Here is a 26,072-nt window from a genome sequence, read left to right as displayed (position 1 = left end):
GAAATACCAAACATGGCTTTGCCCTACTCACCTGTAGTCGCTTAGCGGCGCTTTAAATGTTACAACCGCTTTATTTGTGGTTGTGGGAGTAAATTGAGATGCAAAACCAAATTTTGTCCTGCCAATGTGGCAACGTGCAGTTGAGCATAAAGGGCAAGGAAATGGCCAGCGCCGATTGCGGATGCGGCAGTTGCCGCACGGCGGGTGCGAAGATGCAGGCTTTGGATGGCGCACCTACAATTTTGAATTCGCACGGCGCGACGCATTTCGAGCTTTATCGCAAAGATTATATCAATTGCGAAAAGGGCGCTGAGCATTTGGCGCAGTTTCGCCTGAAGGAAGATAGCCCCACCCGTCGCATCATCGCCACGTGCTGCAACACACCGATGTTCCTCGATTTTGGACCGGGCCATTGGGCCAGTGTTTACGGGATTTTGTGGCCAGCCGGTACCGTAACGTCAAAACGTGCTAAATCATTTTCAGCTGGTTTTATGGCCAAGCTATTGTGGGCATGGGCAAAGATGGGCTTCAAATCGCCTAAGATCACATTTGTCGATCGGCAAATTGAACTTTAAGGGCGCCAATTGCATGTGTAAAATCCACTTTTGCGTGTAAAAAACGCCTATTGCATTGTTTTGCCTTAACTTCTCCCTTAGCTTTATCGAGATTTATTTGGGGAGGTAGCCAATGAGCGGTACGGAGAAATATAACGCGCCAGCGCTCGATAAAGGGCTCGACATTATTGAAACATTGGCCGAGGCAGGGGAAAGCCTCACCCAAGGTGAAATCGCCAAACGTCTGGATCGCTCTGTCAGTGAAATTTTCCGGATGCTGGTGGTGCTGCGGCGGCGTGGGCTGATCGCGCTGGATGAAACCAGCGACCGCTATTACCTCACCACACGCCTGTTTGAATTGGCCCATCGTATCCCCATCGTAAAGCGGTTGACCGTGGCGGCCGCACCTGTAATGCAGCGCTTAGCCGCGCAAACCAACCAATCCTGTCATTTGGGGGTCCGTTCTGGCGATAGCATCGTGATTGTGGGGCAGGTGGACAACCCCGGCAATAATGTGTTGAGCGTGCGCATGGGCGCGCGGATCGAATTTTGGCGCACCTCATCTGGTCGGGTGATTCTGGCGCATTCCGACCCGGAAGTGCGCGAAAAGGCAATCGCCAGCATTCCTCATCCTGATAAAGTGCCTGCCAAACAATTGCGCACCGAACTGAACCAGATTGCCAGCCAAGGCTATGAGCAATTGGAAAGCCTTGTGGTGAAGGGCATCGAAAATATCAGTGCCCCGATATTGGGCTTTGATGGCTTTGCCACCGCAGCGCTGACCATACCTTATATGGAGCGCTTGCAAGGCGGTATGCCGAAAGAGGAATGTTTGCAGGAATTGCTGGCCGCCGCTGAAAGCATTTCAGTGCAATTGGGCGGCCCAGCACGGGCGCTCACTTAAATCGTAAGCGTGGCTCAAGCTTCTGGAAGCGGGTGGGATGGCAATTCATTGGCCTCAAAACACGCTTCCACCAATGCCATTGTGTCGATGCAGTTTTCTACCGAGGTTTCCAGCGTCTCATCTTCCCCAATATGGAAGCGCTGCGCATTACGGAAAATGCCGGAAAACGCGTCGAGGAACCAAGATCCTTCAAGCGGGATTTGCTGCCATTCCTGCTCTTTTGTCGCCAACCACAATTCGTCTGGCTCGCCCTTTGGATAGTTCAGATTAACGCCGATCTGGGTCACGATCGCACCCTTATCGCCTTCAAAGCGGAACAAGCACTCTTGAAACTTACGTCCATAATCATGGTTATGATTTAGGGTAAGAGTGCAGCGCAGCTTGTCGCCATAATCCAAAATGGCAGAAGTGCGTGTTTGCGCCATATTGGCCGATCGCGGATCGCCCATTGTGCGCGCAAACACGCCTTTAGGCGTGCCCACCAGCGACCGGATCAAATCTAGATAATGAATAGAGTGCACCGCAATTTCGATCCGCTCCAGACCCTCAAGGAAAGGCCATAACTCCCATGGCGTTTTCAAATTGAGGTGCATTTCAATTTCGAGCAACTCACCCAAAACACCCTGCTGAATCGCGTCACGCACGGCCAGCATTTGTGGGCTGAACCGCAATTGAAAATTGATTCCCGCTTTCAAATTGCGATCACGGCAAATCTGCAAAATCGCTTTCGCCTGATCGAAATTCGATCCCATTGGCTTTTGAATCAGTACCGTGGCGTCCTCAGGCACATGGCGCAACGTTTCGGCAATGGCCGCAGGGGGCAAGGCCAAATCATAAATCACGTCGGTGCCGTGCTGCATGGCCTCAGTAAGCGTTGTGAACACTTTGTCCACACCCCATTCGGATGCAACTTCCTGCGCGCGTTCCTGATTCAAATCGAACAGGCCAGCCACCGGAATGCCTTCATTTTTATAGGTGGGCAAATGTGCATCAACCACAATGCTGCCCGCGCCAATGATGACGGTGGGGGTGGTGCGCGATGGTTTTGGCCAGCTTTGCATAAGCGTCATGGGAGTACCTTTCCGCCATTTTTTGATTTGGCGATCTTGAAGAATTAGCCGAGCAAGGGGGTAAATGCACCCCAAAAGTTAATTTCATTTATAAAAATACTTTTGACATATAAAAAAATCAAGTTTAGTTTGCGGGAAAAATCAATCCAATGGAGCAGCCAATGGAACGCATGGGAATGGTGATCGGTGTGCGGCCTGAATTTATTGCGCGCTATAAAGAACTGCACGCAGATGTGTGGCCGGAAATTTTGCAAAGCCTGAGCGATTGCAACGTCACCAACTATTCCATTTTTCTGCGCGAACCAGAAAATTTGCTGTTCGGCTATTGGGAATATGTGGGCAGCGATTTTGCCGCCGACATGAAGAAAATGGCCGACATGCCCATCACCCAAAAATGGTGGGAATTGTGCATTCCGTGTCAAAAGCCATTGGAGAGCAAACAAGAAGACGAATGGTGGGCATCTATGGAGCAAGTCTTCTACCATCCATAATCCACCTTGCGGATCGAAAGTCTATTCATGACCAATAAAAATAACACAGCCCCAATGGGCGAATATGATCCACGACTGATATTGCTGGACCCGAACGACAATATATTTGGCGTGGCCCGGCCCATTCGCGCGGGCGAAATGCTGATGATTGATGGCGAGCTTGCGCAACTCGACCAACAGGCGGGCATGGGCTTTAAAATTGCGGCCCGCAACATCGAACAAGGCGAACATATTTTAAAATATGGCGCCGTGATTGGCGTGGCCAATCAACATATCACCAAGGGCCAATTGGTGCATGTGCACAATATTGAAAGCACCTATATGGCTAACACCGTGACGACAGGCACCAGAAAAGAGGTTATCTCATGAAGGGCTATTTACGCAGCGACGGCCGCAAAGGCATCCGCAACATTGTCACAGTGGTATATCTGGTTGAATGCGCGCACCATGTGGCGCGGCAAGTGGCGCAGCGCTTTGCGCCACAAGATGTGCAGGTGATCGGTTTTCCCGGGTGCTATCCCAACGAATATGCCCAATCCATGATGGAACGACTTTGCACCCACCCCAATGTGGGCGCTGTTTTGCTGGTCTCTCTCGGATGCGAGGGCTTCAACAAGCTAAAGCTGAAAGATGTTGTGGCCGAAACTGGGCGTCCGGTTGAAGTGCTGACCATTCAGGGCGAAGGCGGCACCGGCAAAACCATGCAAAAAGGCATCGAATGGGTCGAGCAACAATTGCAGGATTTGAAAGAGGCACCAACGGTCGATATGGACTGGTCGGAACTGGTGGTGGGCACCATTTGCGGCGGGTCTGACGGCACCAGTGGCCTCACCGCAAACCCTGCAATTGGCCGCGCGTTTGACCAATTTGTGGACAAAGGTGCGGCTTGCATCTTTGAAGAAACCGGCGAGTTGATCGGATGCGAGCCGCATATGGCGAAACGCGCGGCAACTCCTGAGCTAGCTGAGGAATTGGTGCAGAGCATCGAAAAGGCAGCGCGTTACTACGAGGTGCTGGGCTATCCAAGTTTCGCGCCGGGCAATGCCGATGGTGGCCTTTCGACCATTGAAGAGAAATCCATGGGCGCTTACGCCAAATCTGGCGCGTCGACCATCTCCGGCTTGATCAAGCCAGGTGACATTCCGCCCTCAGGCGGGCTTTATCTTTTGGACGTGGTGCCAGATGGTGAAGTGCGCTTTGGTTTCCCCAACATTGTCGACAATGCTGAGATTGTTGAGCTGATCGCGTGCGGCTCGCATGTGATTTTATTTGCCACGGGTCGCGGTTCGGTTGTGGGATCCGCCATTTCACCCGTGGTGAAAGTGTGCGCCAACCCGCTCACCTATAAACGCATGGCCGACGATATGGACGTGAACGCAGGCAAGATTTTGGACAATGAGGCCAGCCTTGATGAGGTGGGCCAAGAGATTGTTGATCTTGTGGCGCAGGTGGGCGATGGCGAAATGACACGCTCTGAGGCGCTGGGCCACACCGAATTTATTCTCACCTATAAGAGTTTTGAACCGATTGGACCGGCCTGTTTGCCGGCCGCATAGGAGTTAAAATGCAACGCGTAAAAGACAAGTTTTGCCTGGTCACCGCAGCGGCACAAGGCATTGGCCGCGCCAGCGTAAAACGCTTGGTGGACGAAGATGCCACCGTACTGGCCACCGATATTGACGAAGAGGGCTTGGCCTCTTTGGCGGAAGAAACAGGCTGCGCCACCAAAGTGCTCAATGTGATGGATAAGGAGGCAATCAAGGCGATTGCGGAGGAATATCCAAACATTGATGTCCTATTTAACTGCGCTGGCTTTGTGGCCAATGGCAATATTTTGGAGTGTGACGATAAGGATTGGGACTTCTCATTCAATCTCAATGTCACGGCCATGTATCAAATGATCAAGGCGCTGTTGCCGAACATGATCAAAAATGGCGGCGGCTCCATCATCAATATGTCTTCTGTTGCCTCCAGCGTCACAGGCGTGCCAAACCGCTTTGCCTATGGTGCATCCAAAGCGGCGGTGATCGGCCTGACCAAATCCGTTGCGGCTGACTTTGTGAAAGACAATATTCGCTGTAACGCAATTTGCCCCGGCACAGTGCATTCGCCATCGCTGGAACAGCGCTTGGCTGCGCAAGGCGATTATGAAACGGCAAAAGCGCAATTTATCGCACGTCAGCCCATGGGGCGCATTGGTGAGCCAGATGAAATTGCGGCACTTGTGGCTTATTTGGCTAGCGATGATAGCGCGTACACCACAGGACAAATTCACGTCATCGATGGCGGCTGGACGATCTAAGGAATAACAAAAATGAAACTTTTACGCATTGGCCAACCGGGCCAGGAAAAACCTGCTCTTTTGGGGCCGAATGGCGAATATTATGACGTATCTGCCTATATTGATGATGTGGCGGGTGAAGCGCTTTCTGATGAAAAGCTGAATGAACTTTCGCAGTTGGACTATGTTGATTTGCCGCAATTGGACGCCAATGAACGCATTGGCGCCTGCGTGGGTAATGTGGGCAAATTCATCTGCATCGGCCTCAACTATGCTGACCATGCAGCGGAATCTGGCATGGAAGTGCCTTCCGAGCCCGTGATGTTTTTCAAGGCGACGTCAGCCATTTGCGGCCCAAATGACGAGGTTGAAATTCCACGCAAATCAAAAAAATCTGATTGGGAAGTGGAATTGGGTGTCGTGATTGGCAAGCGCGCCAAATATGTGGAACAGTCTGACGCCATGGACTATGTGGCCGGCTATTGCGTGGTGAATGATCTGTCCGAACGCGAGTTTCAGATTGAGCGCCAAGGTCAATGGGTGAAAGGCAAATCTGCCGACACTTTTGGACCAATTGGCCCTTATTTGGTGACGCGCGATGAAGTGGCCGACCCGCAAAATCTCGACATGTATCTCGATGTTAATGGCGAGCGCCGCCAAACCGGCAACACCAAAACCATGGTGTATGGCGTGGCGGAACTTGTGTCTTATGTATCACAATTTATGAGCCTTCAGCCAGGCGACATTATCTCCACCGGTACACCGCCAGGCGTTGGCTTGGGCATGACCCCACCAACCTATTTGAAGGTGGGTGACACAATGGAATTGGGCATTGAAGGCATGGGCGTACAGCACCAGACCTGCGTTGTCGCAAAAGACTAACCCTCGTAACCCCGCTGGCCGTTCCCACACTCGTTCAGAGTTGGTCAGCGGGATTGCTTTTGCCTTTAGGCACGCAAGCACACATTAAGCTATAAAGTTTGGAAGTGGCCTAAGGTGTTTTAGGCGGTGAGCAACTATTGCCAATGATCAGCTTTGGCGTGGTGATCGCCGTGCGCGGCTCAATCATCCTGCTTGGCGATGCGATACGCTCGAACAACATGTCGCTGGCAATTTTGCCGATTTCCTCAATCGGCTGAACAGCCATGGTGAGCTTTGGTTGGATAACGTCTGACCACGGCACATCATCGATACAGGTCAGTGAAATATCTTCGGGGCATTTAAACCCAAGGTTCTGAATGGCTTGCAAGGCGCCAAGCGCCATCACATTGTTGGCCGCAACAATCGCACTGGGCGGCTGGGCCCGTGTGAGCAAGCGCATGGTTTCTGCGTAAGCTAAATCACCATCATATTTTGCGTCCACCACCAAGCTCTCATCCACATCAATGCCCGCAGATTGCATGGTGGCACGAAACCCTTCAGTCCGCATATCAGCCGAATAAAGGCCTTCCTCACCCGCCAGCAACGCAATGCGCGTGTGGCCGAGGCGGATCAAATGTTCGGTGAGCATAGAGCTGGCCAAGCTGTTGTCCGACCCGACAAAGTCGGTTTCAAGCCCTTCCACCTTGTGGTCAAACAACACGGTGGGCATGCGGAGGCGATTAATATGATCGATGAACTCTTGGTCTTTCCCGTGTGGCGAAAGCAAAATGCCCGCCACGCGCTGGCCCGCCAAAAAGTCCAATATCTGGCCTTCATGTAGGGCAACGCCGCGGGATGCCGAAACGATCACCAAATGACCTTTTTCAATCGCGCAGCTTTGAATCTGATTAAGCAGACGGCCAAAAAAGGGGTTGGCCACGTCGCCCGCGACAACACCAATCAATTTGGAAGACCCGCTTTTCAAGCTGCTGGCAATCGGATCGACCTTATAGCCTGTCGCGTGAATAGCTTGTTCAATTTTATGCAAAGTTTTTGCGCTGACCCGTCTGGAATCATTTAACGCAAGTGAAACGGTGGAAATCGACACACCGGCAATTTTAGCAATATCGCGAATAGTGGTCATTATCGAACCGATTTTATAAATTGAAATCTGCTTATTTTCTAAAGGTATAGCGGATTATTCATTTCATGGCAAGCAAGCCAAGCCCCTGTGAGTAGGGGTTTTAGCAAGAATATGATATTCGTATTTGAAAATAAATTTTATATATGATAGTTAGCTTTACGCTTGACTTGAATTTGTCAGGCGTGATTATGTGAATTTATCGAAACGGTTCGACAACGAGTTAAAGATAATCTATCGCTTCTCCATATCAATGTGAGATGATCGAATAGAGCTCATATGTCGACATTGGACTTGTGCAAATGGGAGGACACTCAATGCAGCTATCCAAAACACTTAAATCAACCGCACTGGCCACAGGGCTTGGTCTGGCGCTTGCAGTGCCAACATTGGCGCAGGAACTCAAAGTATGGGAATTGTCTTCCACCAGTGATGGCGTGAACCAGAACTGGGAAGATGTGATTGCGCAGTTCGAAGCTGAGCATCCTGGCGTGACTGTAAAGTTCGAAACGTTTGATGGCGAAAGCTACAAAAAAGGTCTGGCTGTCGCACTGGCATCAAACAATGGTCCAGACGTGTTCTTCAACTGGGGTTCTGAAGATTCAATTTCACTGGCACGCAACGGCTTGGTTGCGGATGTTAGCGAATTGGGCGAAGGCCGCTGGTTGGATTATATCGGCGAAGAAATGCTTGGCCCATTCTCCATGGACGGCAAAGCCTATGGCGTGCCAACACACTCCATCGCGGTTTACATGTATTACAACAAAGATTTCTTTGCTGAAAACAACATGGAATTCCCAAAAACAAGCGATGAAATGTTCGAAGCTTGTAAAAAAGTGCCAGAAATGGCCGGCGGTGCAGCATTCACCGTTTTGGGCAACAAAGACCAATGGCGCGGCATTCACTATGTTTCTATGATCACCTCACAATATGTGGGTTCAGAGAACATGCTGAAAGATATGCGTTTGCTCAATGATGCAGACGAGCTGTTCACAGACCCAGGTTATGTGAAAGCGCTTGAATTCATCGCCCGCATGGAAAAAGACGGTTGTTTCCAACCTGGCGTAAATGCCACAACTGCAGATATGTCTGACGCGATCTTTACCTCAGGTGGCGGCATGTCAGATTATTGCGGCACATGGTGTGCATCTGGCTTCGACAATCAAGGCTTTGACGGCAAATATGCAATTGCGCCATTCCCAGCCATTTCTGATGCGCCAAAAGAAAATCAAAACTACATTTTGGGTCTGACAGAAGGCTTCCAAATCAGTGCAAAATCTGAGCACAAAGAATTGGCTGCTGACTTTGTTTCACTGTTGTTGACCGACGAAGTGCAGGCACAGCGTTTGGTGAAAGCAGCGCGTATCCCGTTGAACGGCGCGAATGTTGATCAATATGCTGACGAAGTTCACCCAACCATTCAAGAAGTGGTGGCGGATTTGCCGAACTATGACGGGTTTGCACCGATCCTTGATGTAGACCTAAATGGTAAACTGGTGGACGTTTATAAGCGTGGTATTCAAGACGTGATTGATGGTCGCACAAGCCCTGAAGAGTTGATGGCAACTGTTCAGGAAGAAGCGAAGAAAATCAAGAATGCCATGTAAGTCGATCTAATTTAGATCGCAGGTTTCATCTTGGTGTCTCAGGGCCTCAAATGCAGGCCCTGAGACATTAAATTGCAGCACATTGTTTGCAATTCTGCGCGCCATTTGCGCGTAATTTCCAACACCATTCGCATCTTCGCTTTGGAGGGACGACCAAATGGGCAAGAACCGCAAGGATTTAGGTGCAACCTTTATCCTTCTCCTACCCGGCCTTTTGTTGCTCGGTGCCTTTATCTTTTTGCCGCTTATGCAAACCATTTTATGGTCCCTGTTTCGGCAAGAGGTTTTCGGCGGGCCGCAACGTTTTGTAGGCTTTACAAATTTCCAAGAAATCTGGGGCGACGACACCTTCTGGTTGGCGCTGGTCAATAATATTCAATTCGGCATTTTGTCCGTGGTGCTACAAGTTGGCATGGGCCTTGTGCTCGCCGCTTTGCTCGATCGGGGCGTACGCCGTCTCAAGGTCGTTTACCGCACCATTATTTTTGCCCCAATCGTCGTGTCCACCGCAGCCATCGGCTTGCTCTGGAGCCTGTTTCTTGATCCCAATATCGGCCCAATCCAAGACTGGTTGGCGATGTTAAATATTCCCCATCCACGCAATGGTATTTTGGGCGACCCCGATAGCGCGCTTTATGGCGTGATCTTTGTGGGTGCTTGGCAATATACCGGCTTTATGATGGTGATTTTGCTGGCCGGCATGCAATCAATCCCCGAAGAGCTTTATGAAGCCGCCCGCATGGATGGCTGTAAACATATTCGCTCTTTCTTCCACATTACATTGCCCTTGATTCGCAATGTGATCGTGACCGCGATTTTGCTCACCGTGATCAGTGCCTTTAAAGTGTTCGACTTGGTGTATGTTCTCACCAATGGTGGCCCCGGCACCGCAACAGAAGTGTTGGCCTCCTACATTTTCCGTAACGCGTTTGAATTCTCCAACATTGGCCACGCCAATGCGATGAGCGTGATTTTCCTTGGCATTGCTCTGGCCTTTGGCTTTGTGCAGCACCGCTTGACGAGGAGATGGTAATATGGCGACGAAACTGTTTCCAAAAACCAGAAAACTAGCCTTCTTCATGCATCTCTTTCTGGGTGCCTATGCTGTGATGATCCTGTTCCCCTTGAGCTGGATGTTCATCGGCGCCCTAAAGAGCCAACGGGAAATGTTCACCAACCCAATCGGGCTGCCTGAAAGCCCAAATTGGGGTAAATTTGCCGAGGCGTGGGACGCCGGGGTACGGGATTATTTCCTCAACTCGATCATCGTATCCTTCTTCTCGGTTGTGCTGATCGTGTTCATCTCGGCCATGGTGGCTTACGCCCTGGCGCGGATGGAATTTCCGTTCCGTCGTACCCTCTATTTGTTGATCATTCTGTGCTTTGCCATTCCGGTACATGCGGTGCTTGTGCCCGTTTATGTGCTCTTGTCTGAGACCAATTTGCTCAACACCCATTTGGGGCTGATCTTGCCCTATGCCGCATTTGGCGTGCCGTTTTCGGTGATCCTTATGTATTCCTTCTTCTATGAATTCCCTAGCGAACTTGAAGAAGCGGCAAAGCTTGATGGCTGTGGCCCCTGGCGGCGGCTTTGGTATGTGGTTTTGCCACTCTCCAAACCAATTCTGGTTTCCGTCGCAATTTTTAACCTGGTTTCCGTTTGGAACGAATTCTTGCTTGCCACGATCGTGATGACCTCGCGCGAAGTGCAAACCTTGCCACTGGGCTTGGTGCGGTTCCGCGATCAATACGCCACCGATTGGCCGGGCATGTTGGCCGCGATCACCATGGGCTCCTTGCCCCTGCTGGTGATCTTCACCCTGTTCCAAAAATATTTCGTGAAATCCATGGCAGGTATGGGAAAGTAAAATGTCAAATTTAGAAATCAACTCCCTGGTTAAACACTATGGAAAACATGAAGCTCTTCACGGCCTAAGCCTTGATGTGTCGGGCAATGAATTTGTGGTGTTTGTGGGCCCTTCAGGGTGCGGTAAATCCACCTTTTTGCGCACCATTGCAGGACTAGAAGATATCACCTCCGGCTCCATTTCGATTGATGGCGAGCCGATCAATGATCTTGAACCAGACCAACGTGGTGTGGCCATGGTGTTCCAAAACTATGCGCTTTATCCGCATATGAGCGTGGCACAAAATATGGGTTTTGCCCTGCGCATGGCTGGGGTGCCGAAGGATAAGATCAAAGAAAAAGTAGATGCCGCCGCAAAGGTGCTGAAGCTGGAGCCTTATTTGGAGCGTCGGCCAGCCGATCTTTCTGGTGGTCAACGTCAACGTGTGGCCATTGGCCGTGCGATTGTGCGCGATCCAAAAGTGTTCCTTTTTGACGAGCCTTTGTCGAATTTGGATGCGGATCTGCGCGCCCATATGCGCCTTGAAGTGATCAAGCTGCATCGCCAGCAAAAAGCCATCTCCATCTATGTGACACACGACCAAGTGGAAGCCATGACCATGGCCGACAAAATCGTGGTGATGCGCGACGGCTATATCGAACAAATTGGTTCGCCACTTGAGCTTTACAATGAGCCGATCAACCAGTTCGTTGCGGGCTTTTTGGGTACACCAAAAATGAACTTCTTGCCGGCAATGGTGAAGGCAACTGAAGGCGACAAATTGGCCGTTTCTGTGTTGGGCACAAATGTTGAAGCGCAACTCAAGCCAGACCACAATTTGAGCGTCAATATTGGTGACAATCTGACAGTTGGTGTGCGCGCCAATGGCTGGGTGCAAGATGAAAATGGCATCAAAGGCGGCTTGGTCCACGCAGAGCAATTGGGCAGCGAAACAGTGATGTTTGTTGCGCTTCCGCAGGACAATCAAGTGACTTTGGTTCGCCCCGGTCAGCATCAATTTGAACCGAGCGAAAACCTCTCAATTTCCCCTGATCCAAGCAAGTTGCACTTGTTTGATTCAGAAGGAAATTCGCTTCCCGTTCAACGCGTTTATGGCGCCAGCCAATAGTTTTCAGGATTATTTATGAGTAATGCATTTCGGCAAGTCCATTTGGACTTCCACACCAGTGAAGCCATCCCCGAAGTGGGTCAAAAATTTGACGGCAAAGCGTTTGCCAGCGCGTTTAAGCGTGCCCACGTTAATTCCGTCACCTTGTTTGCCCGCTGCCACCATGGCTGGAATTATTATGACGGCAAAGTTGGCCAGCGCCACCCAAGCCTGAACTTCGACCTGCTGCGCGCCCAATATGACGCGTTGAAGGCTGAGGGCATTCGGGTGCCCATTTACATCACAAGCGCATGGGACGAATTGAGCTGTCGTGAACATCCTGAATGGCGCGTGATCACCCCTGAAGGCAAGTTTTTGTTTGCTGGTGGCAATTTGGGCACGCAGGAAAAAGTGCGCTGGGGACTGTTGGATTTCTCAACACCCTTTATGGACTTTTTGGAAGCGCAAATTGAAGAAGTGGCGACACTCTTTTCAGATTGCGATGGCATCTTTTTGGACATTGCCCACCAATATCCTTCATGCAGCCCAGCGGCGTTGCAGCAAATGAAGGAAATGGACCTGGATTGGACCAAAGAAGAAGATCGCTTGACCCACGCCGCCCATACCAAGGCTGAATATATGCGCCGCACCACGGCTGCCGCCAAAGTGCTGCGGGCGGATATGCCTGTGGTGCACAATCACGGCAATCTGACGCTGGGCGACCGTTCCATTTTGGACTTTAACGAACATTTGGAAATTGAATCTCTGCCCACAGGCGGCTGGGGCTACGAGCATTTTCCAATTGGCGCGAAATATGCGGAAACCATTGGCGCCGACTATTTGGGCATGACTGGAAAATTCCACACCACTTGGGGCGAATTTGGTGCGTTCAAACATCCAACGGCGTTGCAATATGAATGCGGCTTTATGCTGGCTCACGGTGCCCGGTGCTCCATTGGCGATCATTTGCACCCAAGCGGCGAAATCACCCAAACCACATATGACATTATCGGCGAGGCCTATAAGCAAGTGGAAGATAAAGAGCCATGGTGCTTGAACACCAAAAATGTTGCTGAAATTGCGGTGCTATCCGTGCGGGCGATCAACTCGCCAAATATTCCCACATGGGAACCCGCTTCAGTGAACAATATCGCAGATGAGGGCGCGTCGCGCTTGCTTTTGGAAGAACATCAATTGTTCGACTTTATTGATGTGGACGCCGAGTTTGCGAATTATCGCCTGATCATCGTGCCGGATGAAGCGCATATTGGTGCCGAGCTGCAGCAAAAATTGCAGGCCTTTGTCGATCAAGGCGGCCGTTTGCTCTTGACCGGTCAATCGGGCGTTGATGCAGAAACGCAAAAGCCGCTGTTTGACTTCGGGGCTGACATTGCGGGCCCAGCAAAATTTGAAAATGCTTACGCTGATTATGCCAAGAACATTGCCGCAGATTTTGTGCATGATCCCGTATTGCTGGGGCAAACAGGCTACAGCTTGAAAGTGACGGAGGGCGAAAGCCTGGGGCAAATGTTTGACCCTTATTTCGACCGTTGCCACAAGCATTTTAACGGCCATATGAACACACCTTACCACACAGAGCCGAGCGAATTTGCTGCTGGTGTGGTGCATAATGGTGTGGCTTATTTGCCTTATCCCATGTTCTCGATCTACTTCGAGGCAGGCGCTGTGGTGCACCGCCGGGTGCTCGGCAATTTGGTGAATTTGCTGTTGGATAATCAACGCAAAGTCACCACCAGCCTACCTGTAGGTGGTCGGGTAACTGTGCGTGCGCAAGATGCAGAAAACCGCGACATTGTGCACTTACTATACGCAACCCCACAATTGCGGGGCACGTTTAATGGCCAGCCTGTCGAGATCATCCAAGATCTGCCAGAACTGCGCCAGATTGACGTGGCTTTAAAAACCGACAAGCCAGTTTCAGCCGTGAAATTGGTGCCCGATAATAAAGATGTGGCGTTTGAGCAGGCCGCCGGTGAAGTCAAATTCACTGTAGATAAGATTCAAGGGCATCAGATGGTAGCTGTAAGCTACTAAATCTATAAACTTGGCGATGAGCCACTTGTGGCGGGGCAGCCTTTGGCTGTGCCCGCCATTTTTATGTGAACATGCTGCATCGTTTAAAATCATGATCAGCCTGTTTCGTGTCTTGCAAAATGATCATCCCAAGATAGTTACATCTTGACAAATAGAACAAAAAGTGAACATTTAAGGAGTCTGGCGACGAACGGCCACTTTTACGAGTCTTGCAATGAGGTGGATGACGCGCATGGACAAAAAGGAAAAATTTTTGCAATTGCAGCAAAAACTGCGCCGCATTGAACAGGCAAATGCGCAGGGGTATGGGCTGCATGCTTATACGGGCGATCATGTGCCTGCGGCGCTAACGCCCGCCAATGATGAAGCGGGCAAAAAGCAGCAGCTTTCCTTGCCTCCTTTTGTAAATCAGCAGCAAGACCCCTTATTGCAATGGTGGCGAAAACATCATTCTTCTGACATTTTAACACGCCCTGCAGTGCACGAAATCTACCCGAAAACCTATGGGGATATGGCCAGTTTGAGTTTTATGTTGCTCAGCCTCAAAATGTTGTTGCGCGACCAAAATTCAACCGCACCAATTTTATGGTGTGCGCCATATTATGAAGTGCGAGATTTAGGCCATTTATATGGGCCGGGGTTGATGGCGTTTGGCCTTGATCCAGGCCAGTTCATCTTCGTGCGACCTCATAGCGAAACAGACTTGTTATGGGCACTTGAAGAAGCGGCCAACAGCAAGAGCTTTGCAGCAATTGTTGGCTATGCCCAAGATCCAAGTTTTACCCAAACCCGTCGCCTATCACTGGCCTGTCAAAAAGGGCTGACCCCTTTATTTTTGCACCGGCCCCATAAGTGTCAGGGCACCAGCGCTGCCTTTTCCCGTTGGCAAATTGAAAGCCAACCCAGCGCCAAAAACCTGTTGGATGAGCGCGCACCAGGCACCCGCAAAATTAAAGCCCATTTGATGCGGGCACGTACGGGGCAAACCGGTTCATGGAGTTTTGAATATGAAACCACGGCGTATCCTTTGTATATGGTTTCCCAACCTGCCAATCGAACATTTGCGGATCGCGTGGCGGCAGGACCCCGTCAACATCAGCAAAATGGAAGAGCAGGGGGCGAATAATGCAGTCAAAACGGATGGTGCCCACAAAGGCAAAAAACCTTTTGCGCTGATTGAGCAGCAAGCCCACGGCATTTATATCGCCGCTGTGAACGAAGTGGCGCGCCAAATGGGCGTGCATGCGGGAATGCGGCTAACAGATGCTAAAGCCCTGTGCCATGAGCTGGAAGCTTTGTTTCATAATCCGGCAGCAGATCGCGCTTTGCTGCATCAAAGGGCAGCATGGTTGAAAAGCTTTTCCCCCATTGTGGTCCCCGGGGAAACCAACATTATTTATCTGGACATCACAGGTTGTGATCATCTGTTTGGGGGCGAACATAAAATGCTCATGCAAATCATGGCGGCACTTAAGTCTATGGGGCATCAAGTTCGGCTTGGCCTGAGCGACAATATGGGCGCAGCATGGGCATTGGCACATTATGCCGAAAAACCGCTTTCAATTTTGCCCCCCTTTGAGACAAAACACGGCTTGGCGCCTCTCCCTGTTGAAGCTCTAAGGCTGCATAAAGACCATATTAATGCGCTTTATCATTTGGGTTTGAAAACAATTGGTCAATTGTTTGCGCTGCCCCGTGCTGCCCTTTATCGCCGTTTCTCCGATAAAAAACATGGCGATGCGGTGCTCAAAAAAATGGAGCGGGCTCTTGGTTTGCAAGAAGAACCGCTCACACATGATGAAGAACAACCAACCTTTCGCTTCAGCGTAGCTCCCATTGATCCTTTGATTGATCTGGCCAATATAAGCCAGCAATTCGACCAATTGTTGGAACAACTTTTTGTGCTATTACAGAAGCGGCAACAAGGTGTAGTGCGGCTTTCACTGGATCTTTTTTACAGCGATGGTCGGATCAAAAACATAACCATTGGGTTGGCACAGCCCACAAGGGTTAAGGCGCACATTTGGCGCTTGTTTGATGAAAAGCTCAATGAAATCGATCCTGGCTTCGGCATTGATATTCTGGTGCTATCAGCACATAAAATTGGCGACCTTGCGCCAAACCAATTGCAGTTGGATGATCATAAGGATGCCAAACGGCAAGATGCGCATTTGGCCCCGCTTCTAGATCGGTTGGCAAATAGATTAGGGCAGGGCACGGTTTACCGTATTTCTCCCATAGAGCGGCACTTGCCGGAAAAAGCACAAAGGAAAGTGCACCCGTTAAAAGGTGAAACCTGGCAGCAGTGGGAATATTCCCCGCGTCGCCCCTCAACCCTATTGGCTCAGCCTGAACTTATTGAAGTAAGATTTGGTGAGACGACACCTGTGCCAGCGCAGTTTTTGTGGCGTAAATTATGGCATCAAATTATCTATGCACAGGGGCCAGAGCGAATTTTGCCAGAATGGTGGGAGAATTTAGCAGGCCGTCATTTGCCGCGAGACTATTATGAACTTGAAGACCAAATCGGTTTGCGATTCTGGGTCTATCGTGAGTTTAAGCAAAAACAGGCCACCCGAAATGAAGCCGCGACATGGTGGCTGCACGGGCTTTATGCATAGCCATGTATGCAGAGCTTCAAGTTACCTCAAATTTTTCATTCTTACGCGGCGGCTCGCATCCCAACGAGCTCGTCGCCACAAGCTATGTGCGCGGCCATGCAGCAGTAGCGATCACAGATCGAAATAGCTTTGCTGGCATCGTGCGGGCCTATCGCGAGGCCAAACATATCCGCGAAACGGATAAGAATACGCCGTTTCGGTTGATTGTAGGAGTGCGCCTTGATCTAGAAGATGGATATAGCCTGTTGGCTTATCCCACAGATAGAGAGGCCTTTGGTCGCTTGTGCACCCTTTTGTCCTTGGGCAAAATGCGGGCCGAGAAGGGCGCCTGTCACCTAGATTTTGAAGATGTTAAAGACCATTGTCGCGGCTCAATTTTTGCGTTGATCCCGCCATCATCCATTCGGCAGGCGGAAATCAACCATCTTGGTCAGATGGCAAAAGCCTTGCCGAAACCAGTTTATCTGGTGGCCAGCGCACCTTATCGCGGGGAAGATCGTGCCCATATTGCGCGGCTCAACAATCTTGCGACCCAATTGGGCGTTCGCCTGTTGGCCAGCAACAATGTGCTTTATCACGAAGCGGAGCGTCGCGACCTGCAAGATGTGCTGATCTGTATTCGCGAAAAAACCACCATCGATAAGGCCGGTTTTTTGCTCAAGGCCAATGCAGAACGGCATTTGAAATCTCGTGATGATATGGCCGTAATTTTCAAAAATTTTGAACATGCATTGGAAGCCACGCAGGAAATTGTGGCGCGATGTCAGTTTGATCTGAGCGATCTAAAATATGAATATCCGGACGAGACGGTGCCTGATGGAAAAACACCGCAGGACTATCTGATAGAACAGACCTGGATGGGGGCAAAATGGCGTTACCCGAATGGTGTGCCAGATAAGATCAAAATCAATATTGAAAATGAGCTCAAACTTATCGCGCAAAAGAACTATGCGCCTTATTTTCTCACCGTTTATGACATTGTGAAATATGCCCGTACCCCACAGCCGGACAAGGGGCGTTTTGATGAAATATTATGCCAAGGGCGCGGGTCTGCCGCCAACTCCACAGTGTGCTATTGCCTTGGGATCACGTCGGTAGATCCCAATGAAATTGATCTGCTGTTTGAGCGTTTTATCACTGAAAATCGCAATGAACCGCCTGATATTGACGTAGATTTTGAACATGAGCGCCGCGAAGAGGTGATCCAATATATCTATGAACGGTTTGGGCGTCATCGCGCCGGCCTCACCGCTACAGTCATCACCTACCGCTCGCGTTCGGCCATCCGTGAAGTGGGCAAAGCGATGGGGCTCACAGAGGATGTGACGTCGGCCATGTCGTCAACAATTTGGGGGTCGTGGGGCTCTGCGGGTGACAAAAATCTGAGTGAGTCTGGCTTAGATTTTTCTGATCCATATCTCACCAAAGTGGTGGAGCTCACCCGAGAATTGATTGGTTTTCCGCGCCACCTTTCCCAGCATGTGGGTGGCTTTGTGCTGACCCAGCGACCACTTATCGAAACCGTGCCCATTGGCAATGCGGCCATGGAGGACCGTACCTTTATCGAATGGGATAAGGACGATATTGATGTGTTGGGCATTTTGAAAGTTGATGTGCTGGCATTGGGCATGTTGACCTGTATCCGCAAGGCCTTTGATCTGCTGCGGGCTCATTACGATATTGATTATAATCTAGCGGCCATCAAACATGGCGATCGGCATGTCTATGACATGATTTGCCGCGCCGATACGCTCGGAACGTTTCAGGTTGAAAGCCGTGCGCAAATGAGCATGTTGCCGCGCCTAAAACCGCGCAAATTTTACGATCTCGTTATTGAAGTGGCAATTGTTCGCCCCGGGCCCATTCAAGGCGACATGGTGCACCCTTATTTGCGCCGCCGAAAGGGATTGGAGCCGATTGAAATGCCATCGCCCGCGCCCGAACATGGGCCGCCAGATGAATTGCAGCGAATTTTGCAAAAAACCATGGGGGTGCCTCTGTTTCAGGAGCAGGCGATGCGCATTGCCATGGAGGCTGCAAAATTCAGCCCCAGCGAATTGGATGAACTGCGCCACGCAATGGCAACCTTCCGCCGATCTGGTACCATTCATACTTTAGAAGAGCGCATGGTGGAGCGGATGGTGTCGCGGGGATATGACCGTGAGTTTGCGCAACGTTGCTTTAATCAGATTAAGGGGTTTTCTGAATATGGCTTTCCCGAAAGTCATTCGGCCAGTTTCTCTTTGCTGGTCTATGTGTCCTGTTGGCTCAAACATCACCATCCAGAAGTTTTTGCAGCGGCATTGCTCAATGCACAACCCATGGGTTTTTACGCGCCCGCGCAAATTGTACGCGATGCGAAGGAGCATAATGTGGAGATTTTGCCGGTCGATGTGAACCATTCCGACTGGGACTACACACTTGAGCCCATTGAAGGTGAATGGGAAGAACCTCCAGCTCCGCCGCCACCTGTGGCTGAAGAGCATTGGGGGAAAACCATCAATCAAAAGTCAACATTCTGGGCGCAGCTCTACCCCAAGCGCAAATGGGCATTGCGCGTGGGTCTACGGCAAATTGATGGCTTCCATAAACAATATGCTGAACAGCTTATGGCTGCGCGACAGCAAAAACCATTTGCCTCTATCGAAGATCTGCAGCGCCGTGCTGATTTGCGCTTGTTTGATGTGGAGCGTTTGGCTGATGCTGACGCTTTGCGTTCTATTGGCTTGGATCGGCGGCAAGCCAAGTGGGCTGCCCGCGGTTTAACCCCTGCAAAACCTTTGCCCTTGTTCGACCATGTCAACGCGCCGGAGCAATTGGAGGAGCAGCCTTCTCAATTGCCCGCATTGCGTCAATCAGAGCAAGTGTTTGCCGACTATCAATTCACTCGATTTTCTTTAAAGGCACACCCGATTTCTTTCTTGCGGGACGAGTTGCAACAGCGGCGGTTGACCACGGCGCATGATATTAGAAAGCTGAACAATAACCGATGGGCCAGCATGGCGGGGGTTGTGCTTGTGCGCCAAAGGCCGGGTACAGCCAAAGGCGTTGTCTTCGTAACGCTGGAAGACGAAACGGGTGTCACCAACGTAATCGTTTGGAAAAAGATATTAGAAAAATACCGCAAAGTGGTGATGGGCGCCAAGCTGATTGAGGTGCATGGCCAAGTGCAAACAGAGGATAATGTGATGCATTTGATCGCTCGCAAATTAATCGACCGCACCGATTGGCTGGAAAAATTATCCGATGGATTTGTGCGCCCCGCTTATGCACCAGCAGATGAGGTTGTTTCAAATGTTGAATATGATAGCCGGGTTAAGCCAGACACGGCACGACATCCACGCAATGTGCGCGTCATCCCGCGGTCTCGTGATTTTCATTAAGTTCTAAAGTGACAAGACCAAGCGCCGCGCTGAATCTATGTCGGAGGCTGCCAAAATTGTGCTTCTTGGCCGATCTGTTTAGCAATGCGCAAAAGGGCAGGCTTAAGCGTTTCCAAATCGGCCAAAGATTTGTGCGCAGTGGATGTTGCGACGGATAGCGCGCCAAGCACGCGATTATTGGCTGATAAAATCGGGGCCGCAATGGAGATAATGCCCTGCTGATGTTCTTCACGGTCAAGCGCAACGCCCTCCAAACGCACCTGCGCCAACTCAGCCTGCAATGATTTTACAGATTTATGAGTACTGGGCGTATAGGCATGAAATGCCTGTTGGCTGAGTGCCAATTGCAAAGGTTCTGGCGACATAAAAGCCAACATGGCTTTGCCCACGCCCGTGCAATAGGCCGGAGCCACATTGCCCACTTGCGCCAATGTTTCAAATTGATCGTCGGCCTTGCGTTTATCAATGTAAAGCACCTGTCCAGCCTCAAACTGAGCCAAATGCACAATGTCACCCGTCTGCTGCGCCAGTGCGTCAACAAATGGGCGCGCCAAAGGGGCCAGAGAGCTGGATTTCCATGCCGAATGGGCCAGTCGCACCACCCGCAAACCCACTTGATATGTGCCTTGATCCGCATCGAAGGCCAGCATGTTTTGATGCACCAATGTTTGCAACAAGCGATAAAGGGTAGCTTTGGGGAAGGGGCTTTGCTCAAGCAGTTGGTTGAACTTCACCGGCTGACCAAATACCGCCACCATATCCAACACGCTGAGCGCCTTACCCACGGTGCCATCGCCTGATGATTTCTCGCGCATCTAAACCTTGCCCCGGCAGCTGGATGATCTTGACAAAATCCGACCCATCTTCCAATATTTCAATAAATGGAAATAAGTTTCATTATTTGAAACTAAGTTGCTGAAGAACTGATGTCAAGCACGGGCCAGATATTGGTGGCGAATGTCTAGTCGGTGAGCAAGGGAGGCAGAATTGAGCGATAAGAAAAAACGCCGCAGCCAGGCATGGTATGGCAAGCAGGATAAGGATGGATTCATCCATCGCTCTTGGATGAAAAACCAAGGCTTCCCCGATCACGTATTTGATGGTCGCCCCATCATCGGCATTTGCAACACATGGTCTGAACTCACGCCCTGCAATGCGGGGCTTAGAGATTTGGCAGAAGCCGTAAAGCGTGGTGTTTGGGAAGCGGGCGGTTTCCCAGTCGAATTCCCCGTGATGAGTTTGGGCGAAACCCAAATGAAGCCCACCGCCATGCTGTTTAGAAACCTCCTGTCCATGGATGTAGAAGAAAGCATTCGCGCTTATGGCATTGATGGTGTGGTGTTGCTGGGTGGCTGCGATAAAACAACTCCCGGCCAATTGATGGGCGCGGCGTCGGTCGATTTGCCCACCATCGTTGTGTCCTCCGGCCCCATGCTCAATGGCAAGTTTAAAGGTCGCGACATTGGCTCGGGCACCGATGTGTGGAAATTTTCCGAAGATGTGCGGGCGGGTGAAATGAGCTTGAAGGACTTTATGTCTGCTGAATCGGGCATGAGCCGTTCGGTCGGTGTGTGCATGACCATGGGCACCGCATCCACCATGGCATCTTTGGTGGAAGCGATGGGGTTATGCCTGCCCACAAATGCTGCATTGCCCGCAGTTGACGCGCGCCGTGCCGCATTGGCTCACCTCACGGGCAAACGCATTGTGGAGATGGTTGAAGAAGATCTCACCTTCTCCAAAGTGGTGAAAAAAGAAAATTTTGAAAATGCCATTCTCGCCAATGCGGCCATCGGCGGCTCCACCAATGCGGTGGTGCATTTGCTTGCCATCGCAGGGCGAGTGGGTGTCGGTCTTACACTGGAAGATTTCGAGCTGGGCAAGGATTTGCCGCTTCTGGTCAATTGCATGCCGTCCGGCAAATATTTGATGGAAGATTTCTGCTATGCAGGTGGCATGCCCGCTTTGATGAAAGAGCTGGCGCAACACATTCGCCCGTCCAATACTGTGTTGGGCAAAGACATCACATCCTATTTTGAAGATGCAGAATGCTATAATCGCGATGTGATTTTCGCCTATGACGCACCAATCAAGCCAAAGGTTGGCCTGCGCGTGCTCAAAGGCAGCTTGGCGCCAAATGGAGCCATCATCAAGCCGTCAGCCGCAACGCCTGAACTGCTTCAACATGAGGGCGAAGCCTTTGTGTTTGAAAATATCGAGGACATGAAAGCCAATATTGACCGGCCCGACCTTCCCGTCACCAGCGAGACGATCTTGGTGCTAAAGGGCTGTGGGCCAAAAGGTTATCCCGGCATGCCGGAAGTCGGCAATATGCCCATTCCGCGCAAACTGGTCGAGCAGGGCGCGCGCGATATGGTGCGGATTTCCGATGCGCGCATGTCTGGCACAGCATTCGGCACAGTGGTGCTGCACACCTCGCCCGAAGCGGAAGCGGGCGGCCCCTTGGCCCTTGTTAAAACCGGAGATCGCATTAAGCTCGACACTGAAAACGGTCAGCTTGATCTGCTGGTTCCAGAAGAAGAGTTGGCCGCGCGCCGCGCCAACTGGCAGCCAACGCTACCACATTATGAGCGCGGCTATGCCAGTCTTTATATTGAGCGGGTTTTGCAAGCCGAAAAAGGCGCAGACCTTGATTTCCTTGTGGGCAAAGACACACGCCCCGTCACGCGGGAGAGCCACTAATGCAGACTTATGCAACATTTCATGATTTGAAAGATAAAAGTGTATTCATCACCGGCGGCGGCTCGGGTATTGGCGCAGCGCTCACAGAAGGCTTTTTGGCCCAAGGCGCTAAAGTCGCCTTTGTTCAGCGGTCAGATGCCACCGCATTTGCTGAAGAGATGGGCGACAAATACGGCCAAAAGCCATTCTTTTTGCCTTGCGACATCACCGATATTGACGCGCTGAAAAAGGCAATGGCCGACAGCGCCGAAGCCCATGGCGATATTTCAGTGCTGGTGAACAACGCCGCCAACGATCAACGCCACAGTTTGGAAGAATATGGGATTGAGGATTGGGACAAATCTCTCAACATCAACCTGCGCCCGCATTACTTCACTGCCCAAGCCGTGGCGCCGGGGATGAAGAGAATGGGCGAGGGCGCCATCATCAATTTTTCCTCCGCATCCTACCTGATGGGCAATGCGGGCTATAGTTCCTATGTCGCGGCTAAAGCGGGCATAACGGGTCTCACCCGTGCATTGGCGCGTGAGTTGGGGCCAGACAATATCCGCGTCAACGCGCTGGTGCCGGGCTGGGTGCTCACCCAAAAACAGTTGGACATGTGGGCAACAGAAGAGGGGCTTAAAGAACATCTAGAAAAACAATGTTTGAAAGTACATTTGGTCGAGCAAGACATTGTTGATGCCACTCTGTTTTTGGCCTCCAAGGCCAGTCGCATGATGACCAGTCAAGCCTTGGTGGTTGATGGCGGTGTGGTGATGACCGGATAGGCATTGCGCCATCAAAATTGCTGTGGCCTAATCCATCACAGAAAGGTGGCTCTATGACCCAAAAAGGCCTCGGCGTTTGCTATTATCCTGAACAATGGCCCAGCCATATGTGGGCCAGCGATGCCCAGCGCATGGTTGAGCTCGGCCTCACATGGGTGCGCATTGGCGAGTTTGCGTGGAGCAAAATTGAGCCTAAACCCGGCCAGTTGGAGTGGGCATGGCTCGATCAAGCAATTGATACCCTTGCAAATGCCGGGCTCAAAATTGTTTTGGGCACGCCCACTGCAACACCGCCGCGCTGGATGCTCGCCAAACATCCCGATATGTTAGCCGTTGATGCACAAGGGCGACCGCGCAAATTCGGCTCCCGCCGTCATTATTGCTTCTCCCACGAAGGCTACAAAAAGGAATGCGCCCGCATTGTTGGCTTGTTGGCCGAACGATATGGCGATCATCCTGCCATTTGCGCGTGGCAGACAGACAATGAATATGGCTGTCACGACACCACCATTTCTTATTCTGACGCAGCACGCGACGCTTTTCAGCGCTGGTTGAAAAACCGATATGGCACTGTCGAAGCGCTCAATCAGGCATGGGGCAATGTGTTCTGGTCGATGGAATATGGTGCATTTGATGAGGTGGATTTGCCCAACCTCACGGTCACTGAGCCAAACCCGGCGCACCAAATGGCGTTTCGCCGTTTTTCCTCAGATCAAGTGGTTGCTTTCAACAAGCTGCAAGTGGATTTAATCCGCGCACAAACAGACGCGCCGATCATCCATAATTATATGGGTCGCATCACCGATTTTGATCATTTCAAAGTCGGTCAGGATTTAGACATTGCCAGTTGGGATTCCTATCCGCTTGGCTTTATTGAAGACCGCATCAATGAAGACGAAGCGTTCAAGATCGCCTATTTCAAGCAGGGGCATCCTGACTTCCAGGCTTTCCATCACGATCTATATCGCGCGGTGGGTCGTGGTCGATGGTGGGTTATGGAGCAACAGCCGGGGCCAGTGAATTGGGCACCTTACAATCCTGCTCCCTTGCCGGGCATGGTGCGCTTATGGGCGACAGAAGCCTTCGCCCATGGGGCAGAAAGTGTGCTCTATTTCCGCTGGCGACAAGCGCCGTTCGCGCAAGAACAAATGCATACAGGTCTTTATCTGCCCAATGATCACCCAAACATCGCTGCCCACGAGGCGGAGCACGTCGTTCGCGATTTGTCGATTTTGCAAACTGATCAAATCCAGCCTGCACGCGTGGCGCTCATGTTTGATTACGAAAGTCAGTGGGGCACTGAAATCCAACCACAAGGCCAAGGATTTGATTATTTCGACTTGGTCTTTCACCATTACAAAGCGCTTCGCCGCCTTGGCGTGAACATCGATATTGTGCCGCCGAATGCAGAAAATCTCGCCGCCTATGACGTTATCTTCGCCCCCGGCGTCATGACACTTAGTGCCGAGCAACAAGCCGCATTGCGCCGAAGTGGCGCCAAAGTGGTGCTCGGCCCGCGCACCAACGCCAAAACCGAAGAATTCGCCATCCCACAAGCGCTAGCGCCAGATATCGACGGCCTGCCACTGCACATCACCAATGTAGAAAGCCTGCGCCCCGGCGCTTACGTCCCCCTCGCAAATGGCAGCAGCTTCTTGCATTGGTTTGAGCATCTGGAAGGCGATGTCACCACCCTGCTGACCACAACGCAGGGCCAACCTGCCATCGTGGAAAAACACAATCTGATCTATTGCGCCGGCTGGTTCGACGATGCGTCACTAGTTGAGTTCATCAGCACCCAGTTACATGACGTCGAAATTCGCACAGAGCTTATGCCAGATGGCCTCCGCCGCCGCGAAACCGACCAGCACATCATCTACATGAATTATAGTGCGCATGAGGTCACACATAATGACCAAAAATTCGCACCAGCAGAAATCTTGTTCCTGAAGAAGTAAGAGCGCAGTAAAAAGAAAAAGTATCTAGGTCGACAGAAATTTTAGGCAGCGCACCCGAGACTTCGGCCCGCGCGGATCAAGTTGAAACAATGTAGGTCTTTTGCTCAGATAACCCCGCCAGTTTTTCTCGGGATAGGAACTGATCTTAATCTTATACTTGGCGTGCATCCGAGGCGCGAGTTCAGCCACCATCATTCCCTGTTTTGGATCACCATGCTGGCGTATCATCTCAGCAATTCTTTTATCAAGTTGATTAGGATTGCTAAATGATTTTTCATTTTGAGGCGCCGCTTTCCTTGCCGCGGGGCGCTTGAGAATTATGAATTTGTTGCATGCTTTGCGAAACGTTTGAGGCGTTTTTTCTTCGCCAATGCCGACGACATTTGCCTTGTGCTCACGCAATCTCATTGCGACATGCGAGAAGTCACCGTCTGAGCTCACAATGATAAATTGCTTGATATCTTTACAGTGAAGCAGATCCACAGCATCTATGCTCAGGAGGGTATCAGATGCGTTCTTCCCAATTCCAGCTGCAAAAAAGCCGACACCTGGGAAATTGACCCAGCCATTCGCAGTTTGAGCGCCGCCATAGGCGCGCGCGACACAAAGGTTCCCCTGCTTGCGCGCTTGTTGGAGAATCTGCTCGCCAAAATCCGGTGAAACATTGTCGCCATCAATAAGTAGTGCACAATCCTCAATTTTCATCCGTTGAAACTCC

The 26,072-nt window shown here is 51.0% G+C and carries 22 protein-coding genes; 18 read left to right on the top strand and 4 right to left on the bottom strand.

What is annotated here, in order from left to right:
• Positions 1–98 precede the first annotated feature (98 nt).
• Together ACP15Y_RS11025 and ACP15Y_RS11020 are read left to right on the top strand one after the other, a co-directional pair.
• Positions 99–575 carry a DUF6151 family protein gene (locus ACP15Y_RS11025; protein WP_424983132.1) on the top strand — a complete coding sequence of 159 codons (477 nt, stop codon included), beginning with the start codon at positions 99–101 and terminating at the stop codon, positions 573–575.
• A 112-nt stretch (positions 576–687) separates the two neighbouring features.
• Positions 688–1,458, top strand: a complete 771-nt coding sequence (locus ACP15Y_RS11020) for an IclR family transcriptional regulator (protein ID WP_424983131.1) — start codon at positions 688–690, stop codon at positions 1,456–1,458.
• Positions 1,459–1,472: 14 nt separating this feature from the next.
• On the opposite strand, the gene ACP15Y_RS11015 is transcribed toward ACP15Y_RS11020, so the two are convergent.
• A complete protein-coding gene (locus ACP15Y_RS11015; RefSeq protein ID WP_424983130.1) occupies positions 1,473–2,528 on the bottom strand; it encodes a Gfo/Idh/MocA family protein in 1,056 nt (351 codons plus the stop codon).
• Between the two features lie 161 nt (positions 2,529–2,689).
• Here ACP15Y_RS11015 and ACP15Y_RS11010 point away from each other — a divergent pair, with 161 nt between their 5' ends.
• Genes ACP15Y_RS11010 through ACP15Y_RS10990 form a run of 5 tightly spaced genes read left to right on the top strand, consistent with a single transcriptional unit; the run spans position 2,690 to position 6,182 of the window.
• A complete protein-coding gene (locus ACP15Y_RS11010; protein WP_424983129.1) occupies positions 2,690–3,019 on the top strand; it encodes an L-rhamnose mutarotase in 330 nt (109 codons plus the stop codon).
• Positions 3,020–3,046: 27 nt separating this feature from the next.
• Complete coding sequence (locus ACP15Y_RS11005; protein ID WP_424983128.1) at positions 3,047–3,388, top strand: UxaA family hydrolase; 342 nt, start codon at positions 3,047–3,049, stop codon at positions 3,386–3,388.
• The gene (locus tag ACP15Y_RS11000) at positions 3,385–4,575 is read left to right on the top strand and encodes a UxaA family hydrolase (RefSeq protein WP_424983127.1); all 1,191 of its coding nucleotides are present in this window, start codon (positions 3,385–3,387) and stop codon (positions 4,573–4,575) included. The genes ACP15Y_RS11005 and ACP15Y_RS11000 overlap by 4 nt, the downstream gene beginning before the upstream one ends.
• 8 nt (positions 4,576–4,583) lie before the next feature.
• On the top strand, positions 4,584–5,321 hold the full coding sequence (locus tag ACP15Y_RS10995; RefSeq protein ID WP_424983126.1) for an SDR family oxidoreductase: 738 nt from the start codon (positions 4,584–4,586) through the stop codon (positions 5,319–5,321).
• Positions 5,322–5,333: 12 nt separating this feature from the next.
• Positions 5,334–6,182, top strand: coding sequence for a fumarylacetoacetate hydrolase family protein (locus ACP15Y_RS10990; protein WP_424983125.1), 849 nt, complete (start codon positions 5,334–5,336; stop codon positions 6,180–6,182).
• 109 nt (positions 6,183–6,291) lie between these two features.
• On the opposite strand, the gene ACP15Y_RS10985 is transcribed toward ACP15Y_RS10990, so the two are convergent.
• Complete coding sequence (locus tag ACP15Y_RS10985; protein WP_424983124.1) at positions 6,292–7,305, bottom strand: LacI family DNA-binding transcriptional regulator; 1,014 nt, start codon at positions 7,303–7,305, stop codon at positions 6,292–6,294.
• Positions 7,306–7,619: 314 nt separating this feature from the next.
• Here ACP15Y_RS10985 and ACP15Y_RS10980 point away from each other — a divergent pair, with 314 nt between their 5' ends.
• The 8 genes from ACP15Y_RS10980 to ACP15Y_RS10945 all read left to right on the top strand — a co-directional run bounded on the left by ACP15Y_RS10980 (position 7,620) and on the right by ACP15Y_RS10945 (position 19,923).
• Positions 7,620–8,909, top strand: a complete 1,290-nt coding sequence (locus tag ACP15Y_RS10980) for an ABC transporter substrate-binding protein (protein WP_424983123.1) — start codon at positions 7,620–7,622, stop codon at positions 8,907–8,909.
• A gap of 157 nt (positions 8,910–9,066) precedes the next feature.
• The gene (locus tag ACP15Y_RS10975) at positions 9,067–9,942 is read left to right on the top strand and encodes a carbohydrate ABC transporter permease (RefSeq protein WP_424983122.1); all 876 of its coding nucleotides are present in this window, start codon (positions 9,067–9,069) and stop codon (positions 9,940–9,942) included.
• Between the two features lies 1 nt (position 9,943).
• Positions 9,944–10,777 carry a carbohydrate ABC transporter permease gene (locus tag ACP15Y_RS10970; protein WP_424983121.1) on the top strand — a complete coding sequence of 278 codons (834 nt, stop codon included), beginning with the start codon at positions 9,944–9,946 and terminating at the stop codon, positions 10,775–10,777.
• A gap of 1 nt (position 10,778) precedes the next feature.
• The gene (locus tag ACP15Y_RS10965; RefSeq protein ID WP_424983120.1) at positions 10,779–11,885 is read left to right on the top strand and encodes an ABC transporter ATP-binding protein; all 1,107 of its coding nucleotides are present in this window, start codon (positions 10,779–10,781) and stop codon (positions 11,883–11,885) included.
• Between the two features lie 15 nt (positions 11,886–11,900).
• Positions 11,901–13,919 (top strand): alpha-amylase family protein, encoded by a 2,019-nt coding sequence (locus tag ACP15Y_RS10960; protein ID WP_424983119.1) that lies wholly within the window; start codon positions 11,901–11,903, stop codon positions 13,917–13,919.
• Between the two features lie 232 nt (positions 13,920–14,151).
• Positions 14,152–15,045, top strand: coding sequence for an ImuA family protein (locus ACP15Y_RS10955; RefSeq protein WP_424983118.1), 894 nt, complete (start codon positions 14,152–14,154; stop codon positions 15,043–15,045).
• On the top strand, positions 14,927–16,540 hold the full coding sequence (locus tag ACP15Y_RS10950; RefSeq protein WP_424983117.1) for a Y-family DNA polymerase: 1,614 nt from the start codon (positions 14,927–14,929) through the stop codon (positions 16,538–16,540). The genes ACP15Y_RS10955 and ACP15Y_RS10950 overlap by 119 nt, the downstream gene beginning before the upstream one ends.
• Positions 16,537–19,923: an error-prone DNA polymerase gene (locus tag ACP15Y_RS10945; RefSeq protein ID WP_424983530.1), complete on the top strand. Its 3,387-nt coding sequence runs from the start codon at positions 16,537–16,539 to the stop codon at positions 19,921–19,923. Before ACP15Y_RS10950 ends, ACP15Y_RS10945 begins: the two co-directional genes overlap by 4 nt.
• A 35-nt stretch (positions 19,924–19,958) precedes the next feature.
• Here ACP15Y_RS10945 and ACP15Y_RS10940 read toward each other — a convergent pair whose 3' ends face one another.
• Complete coding sequence (locus ACP15Y_RS10940) at positions 19,959–20,738, bottom strand: IclR family transcriptional regulator (protein WP_424983116.1); 780 nt, start codon at positions 20,736–20,738, stop codon at positions 19,959–19,961.
• A gap of 172 nt (positions 20,739–20,910) precedes the next feature.
• Here ACP15Y_RS10940 and ACP15Y_RS10935 point away from each other — a divergent pair, with 172 nt between their 5' ends.
• Genes ACP15Y_RS10935 through ACP15Y_RS10925 form a run of 3 tightly spaced genes read left to right on the top strand, consistent with a single transcriptional unit; the run spans position 20,911 to position 25,354 of the window.
• On the top strand, positions 20,911–22,626 hold the full coding sequence (locus tag ACP15Y_RS10935) for an IlvD/Edd family dehydratase (RefSeq protein WP_424983115.1): 1,716 nt from the start codon (positions 20,911–20,913) through the stop codon (positions 22,624–22,626).
• Complete coding sequence (locus ACP15Y_RS10930; protein ID WP_424983114.1) at positions 22,626–23,396, top strand: SDR family NAD(P)-dependent oxidoreductase; 771 nt, start codon at positions 22,626–22,628, stop codon at positions 23,394–23,396. The genes ACP15Y_RS10935 and ACP15Y_RS10930 overlap by 1 nt, the downstream gene beginning before the upstream one ends.
• 53 nt (positions 23,397–23,449) lie before the next feature.
• Positions 23,450–25,354 (top strand): beta-galactosidase, encoded by a 1,905-nt coding sequence (locus tag ACP15Y_RS10925; RefSeq protein WP_424983113.1) that lies wholly within the window; start codon positions 23,450–23,452, stop codon positions 25,352–25,354.
• 24 nt (positions 25,355–25,378) lie between these two features.
• Here ACP15Y_RS10925 and ACP15Y_RS10920 read toward each other — a convergent pair whose 3' ends face one another.
• Positions 25,379–26,059 (bottom strand): NYN domain-containing protein, encoded by a 681-nt coding sequence (locus ACP15Y_RS10920; protein WP_424983112.1) that lies wholly within the window; start codon positions 26,057–26,059, stop codon positions 25,379–25,381.
• Between the last annotated feature and the right edge of the window lie 13 nt (positions 26,060–26,072).

The sequence above is a fragment of the Maritalea sp. S77 genome, assembly GCF_049801075.1.
Lineage (GTDB): Bacteria > Pseudomonadota > Alphaproteobacteria > Rhizobiales > Devosiaceae > Maritalea.
The sequence above is the reverse complement of the archived record's forward strand: the minus strand, read 5'-3'. Positions and strand labels throughout refer to the sequence as shown.

Bases quoted from the DNA above. Each gene is read 5' to 3' on its own strand.
- ACP15Y_RS11025 (WP_424983132.1), top strand. From the start codon at position 99: ATGCAAAACCAAATTTTGTCCTGCCAATGTGGCAACGTGCAGTTGAGC.
- ACP15Y_RS11020 (WP_424983131.1), top strand. From the start codon at position 688: ATGAGCGGTACGGAGAAATATAACGCGCCAGCGCTCGATAAAGGGCTC.
- ACP15Y_RS11015 (WP_424983130.1), bottom strand. From the start codon at position 2,528: ATGACGCTTATGCAAAGCTGGCCAAAACCATCGCGCACCACCCCCACC.
- ACP15Y_RS11010 (WP_424983129.1), top strand. From the start codon at position 2,690: ATGGAACGCATGGGAATGGTGATCGGTGTGCGGCCTGAATTTATTGCG.
- ACP15Y_RS11005 (WP_424983128.1), top strand. From the start codon at position 3,047: ATGACCAATAAAAATAACACAGCCCCAATGGGCGAATATGATCCACGA.
- ACP15Y_RS11000 (WP_424983127.1), top strand. From the start codon at position 3,385: ATGAAGGGCTATTTACGCAGCGACGGCCGCAAAGGCATCCGCAACATT.
- ACP15Y_RS10995 (WP_424983126.1), top strand. From the start codon at position 4,584: ATGCAACGCGTAAAAGACAAGTTTTGCCTGGTCACCGCAGCGGCACAA.
- ACP15Y_RS10990 (WP_424983125.1), top strand. From the start codon at position 5,334: ATGAAACTTTTACGCATTGGCCAACCGGGCCAGGAAAAACCTGCTCTT.
- ACP15Y_RS10985 (WP_424983124.1), bottom strand. From the start codon at position 7,305: ATGACCACTATTCGCGATATTGCTAAAATTGCCGGTGTGTCGATTTCC.
- ACP15Y_RS10980 (WP_424983123.1), top strand. From the start codon at position 7,620: ATGCAGCTATCCAAAACACTTAAATCAACCGCACTGGCCACAGGGCTT.
- ACP15Y_RS10975 (WP_424983122.1), top strand. From the start codon at position 9,067: ATGGGCAAGAACCGCAAGGATTTAGGTGCAACCTTTATCCTTCTCCTA.
- ACP15Y_RS10970 (WP_424983121.1), top strand. From the start codon at position 9,944: ATGGCGACGAAACTGTTTCCAAAAACCAGAAAACTAGCCTTCTTCATG.
- ACP15Y_RS10965 (WP_424983120.1), top strand. From the start codon at position 10,779: ATGTCAAATTTAGAAATCAACTCCCTGGTTAAACACTATGGAAAACAT.
- ACP15Y_RS10960 (WP_424983119.1), top strand. From the start codon at position 11,901: ATGAGTAATGCATTTCGGCAAGTCCATTTGGACTTCCACACCAGTGAA.
- ACP15Y_RS10955 (WP_424983118.1), top strand. From the start codon at position 14,152: ATGGACAAAAAGGAAAAATTTTTGCAATTGCAGCAAAAACTGCGCCGC.
- ACP15Y_RS10950 (WP_424983117.1), top strand. From the start codon at position 14,927: ATGAAACCACGGCGTATCCTTTGTATATGGTTTCCCAACCTGCCAATC.
- ACP15Y_RS10940 (WP_424983116.1), bottom strand. From the start codon at position 20,738: ATGCGCGAGAAATCATCAGGCGATGGCACCGTGGGTAAGGCGCTCAGC.
- ACP15Y_RS10930 (WP_424983114.1), top strand. From the start codon at position 22,626: ATGCAGACTTATGCAACATTTCATGATTTGAAAGATAAAAGTGTATTC.
- ACP15Y_RS10925 (WP_424983113.1), top strand. From the start codon at position 23,450: ATGACCCAAAAAGGCCTCGGCGTTTGCTATTATCCTGAACAATGGCCC.
- ACP15Y_RS10920 (WP_424983112.1), bottom strand. From the start codon at position 26,059: ATGAAAATTGAGGATTGTGCACTACTTATTGATGGCGACAATGTTTCA.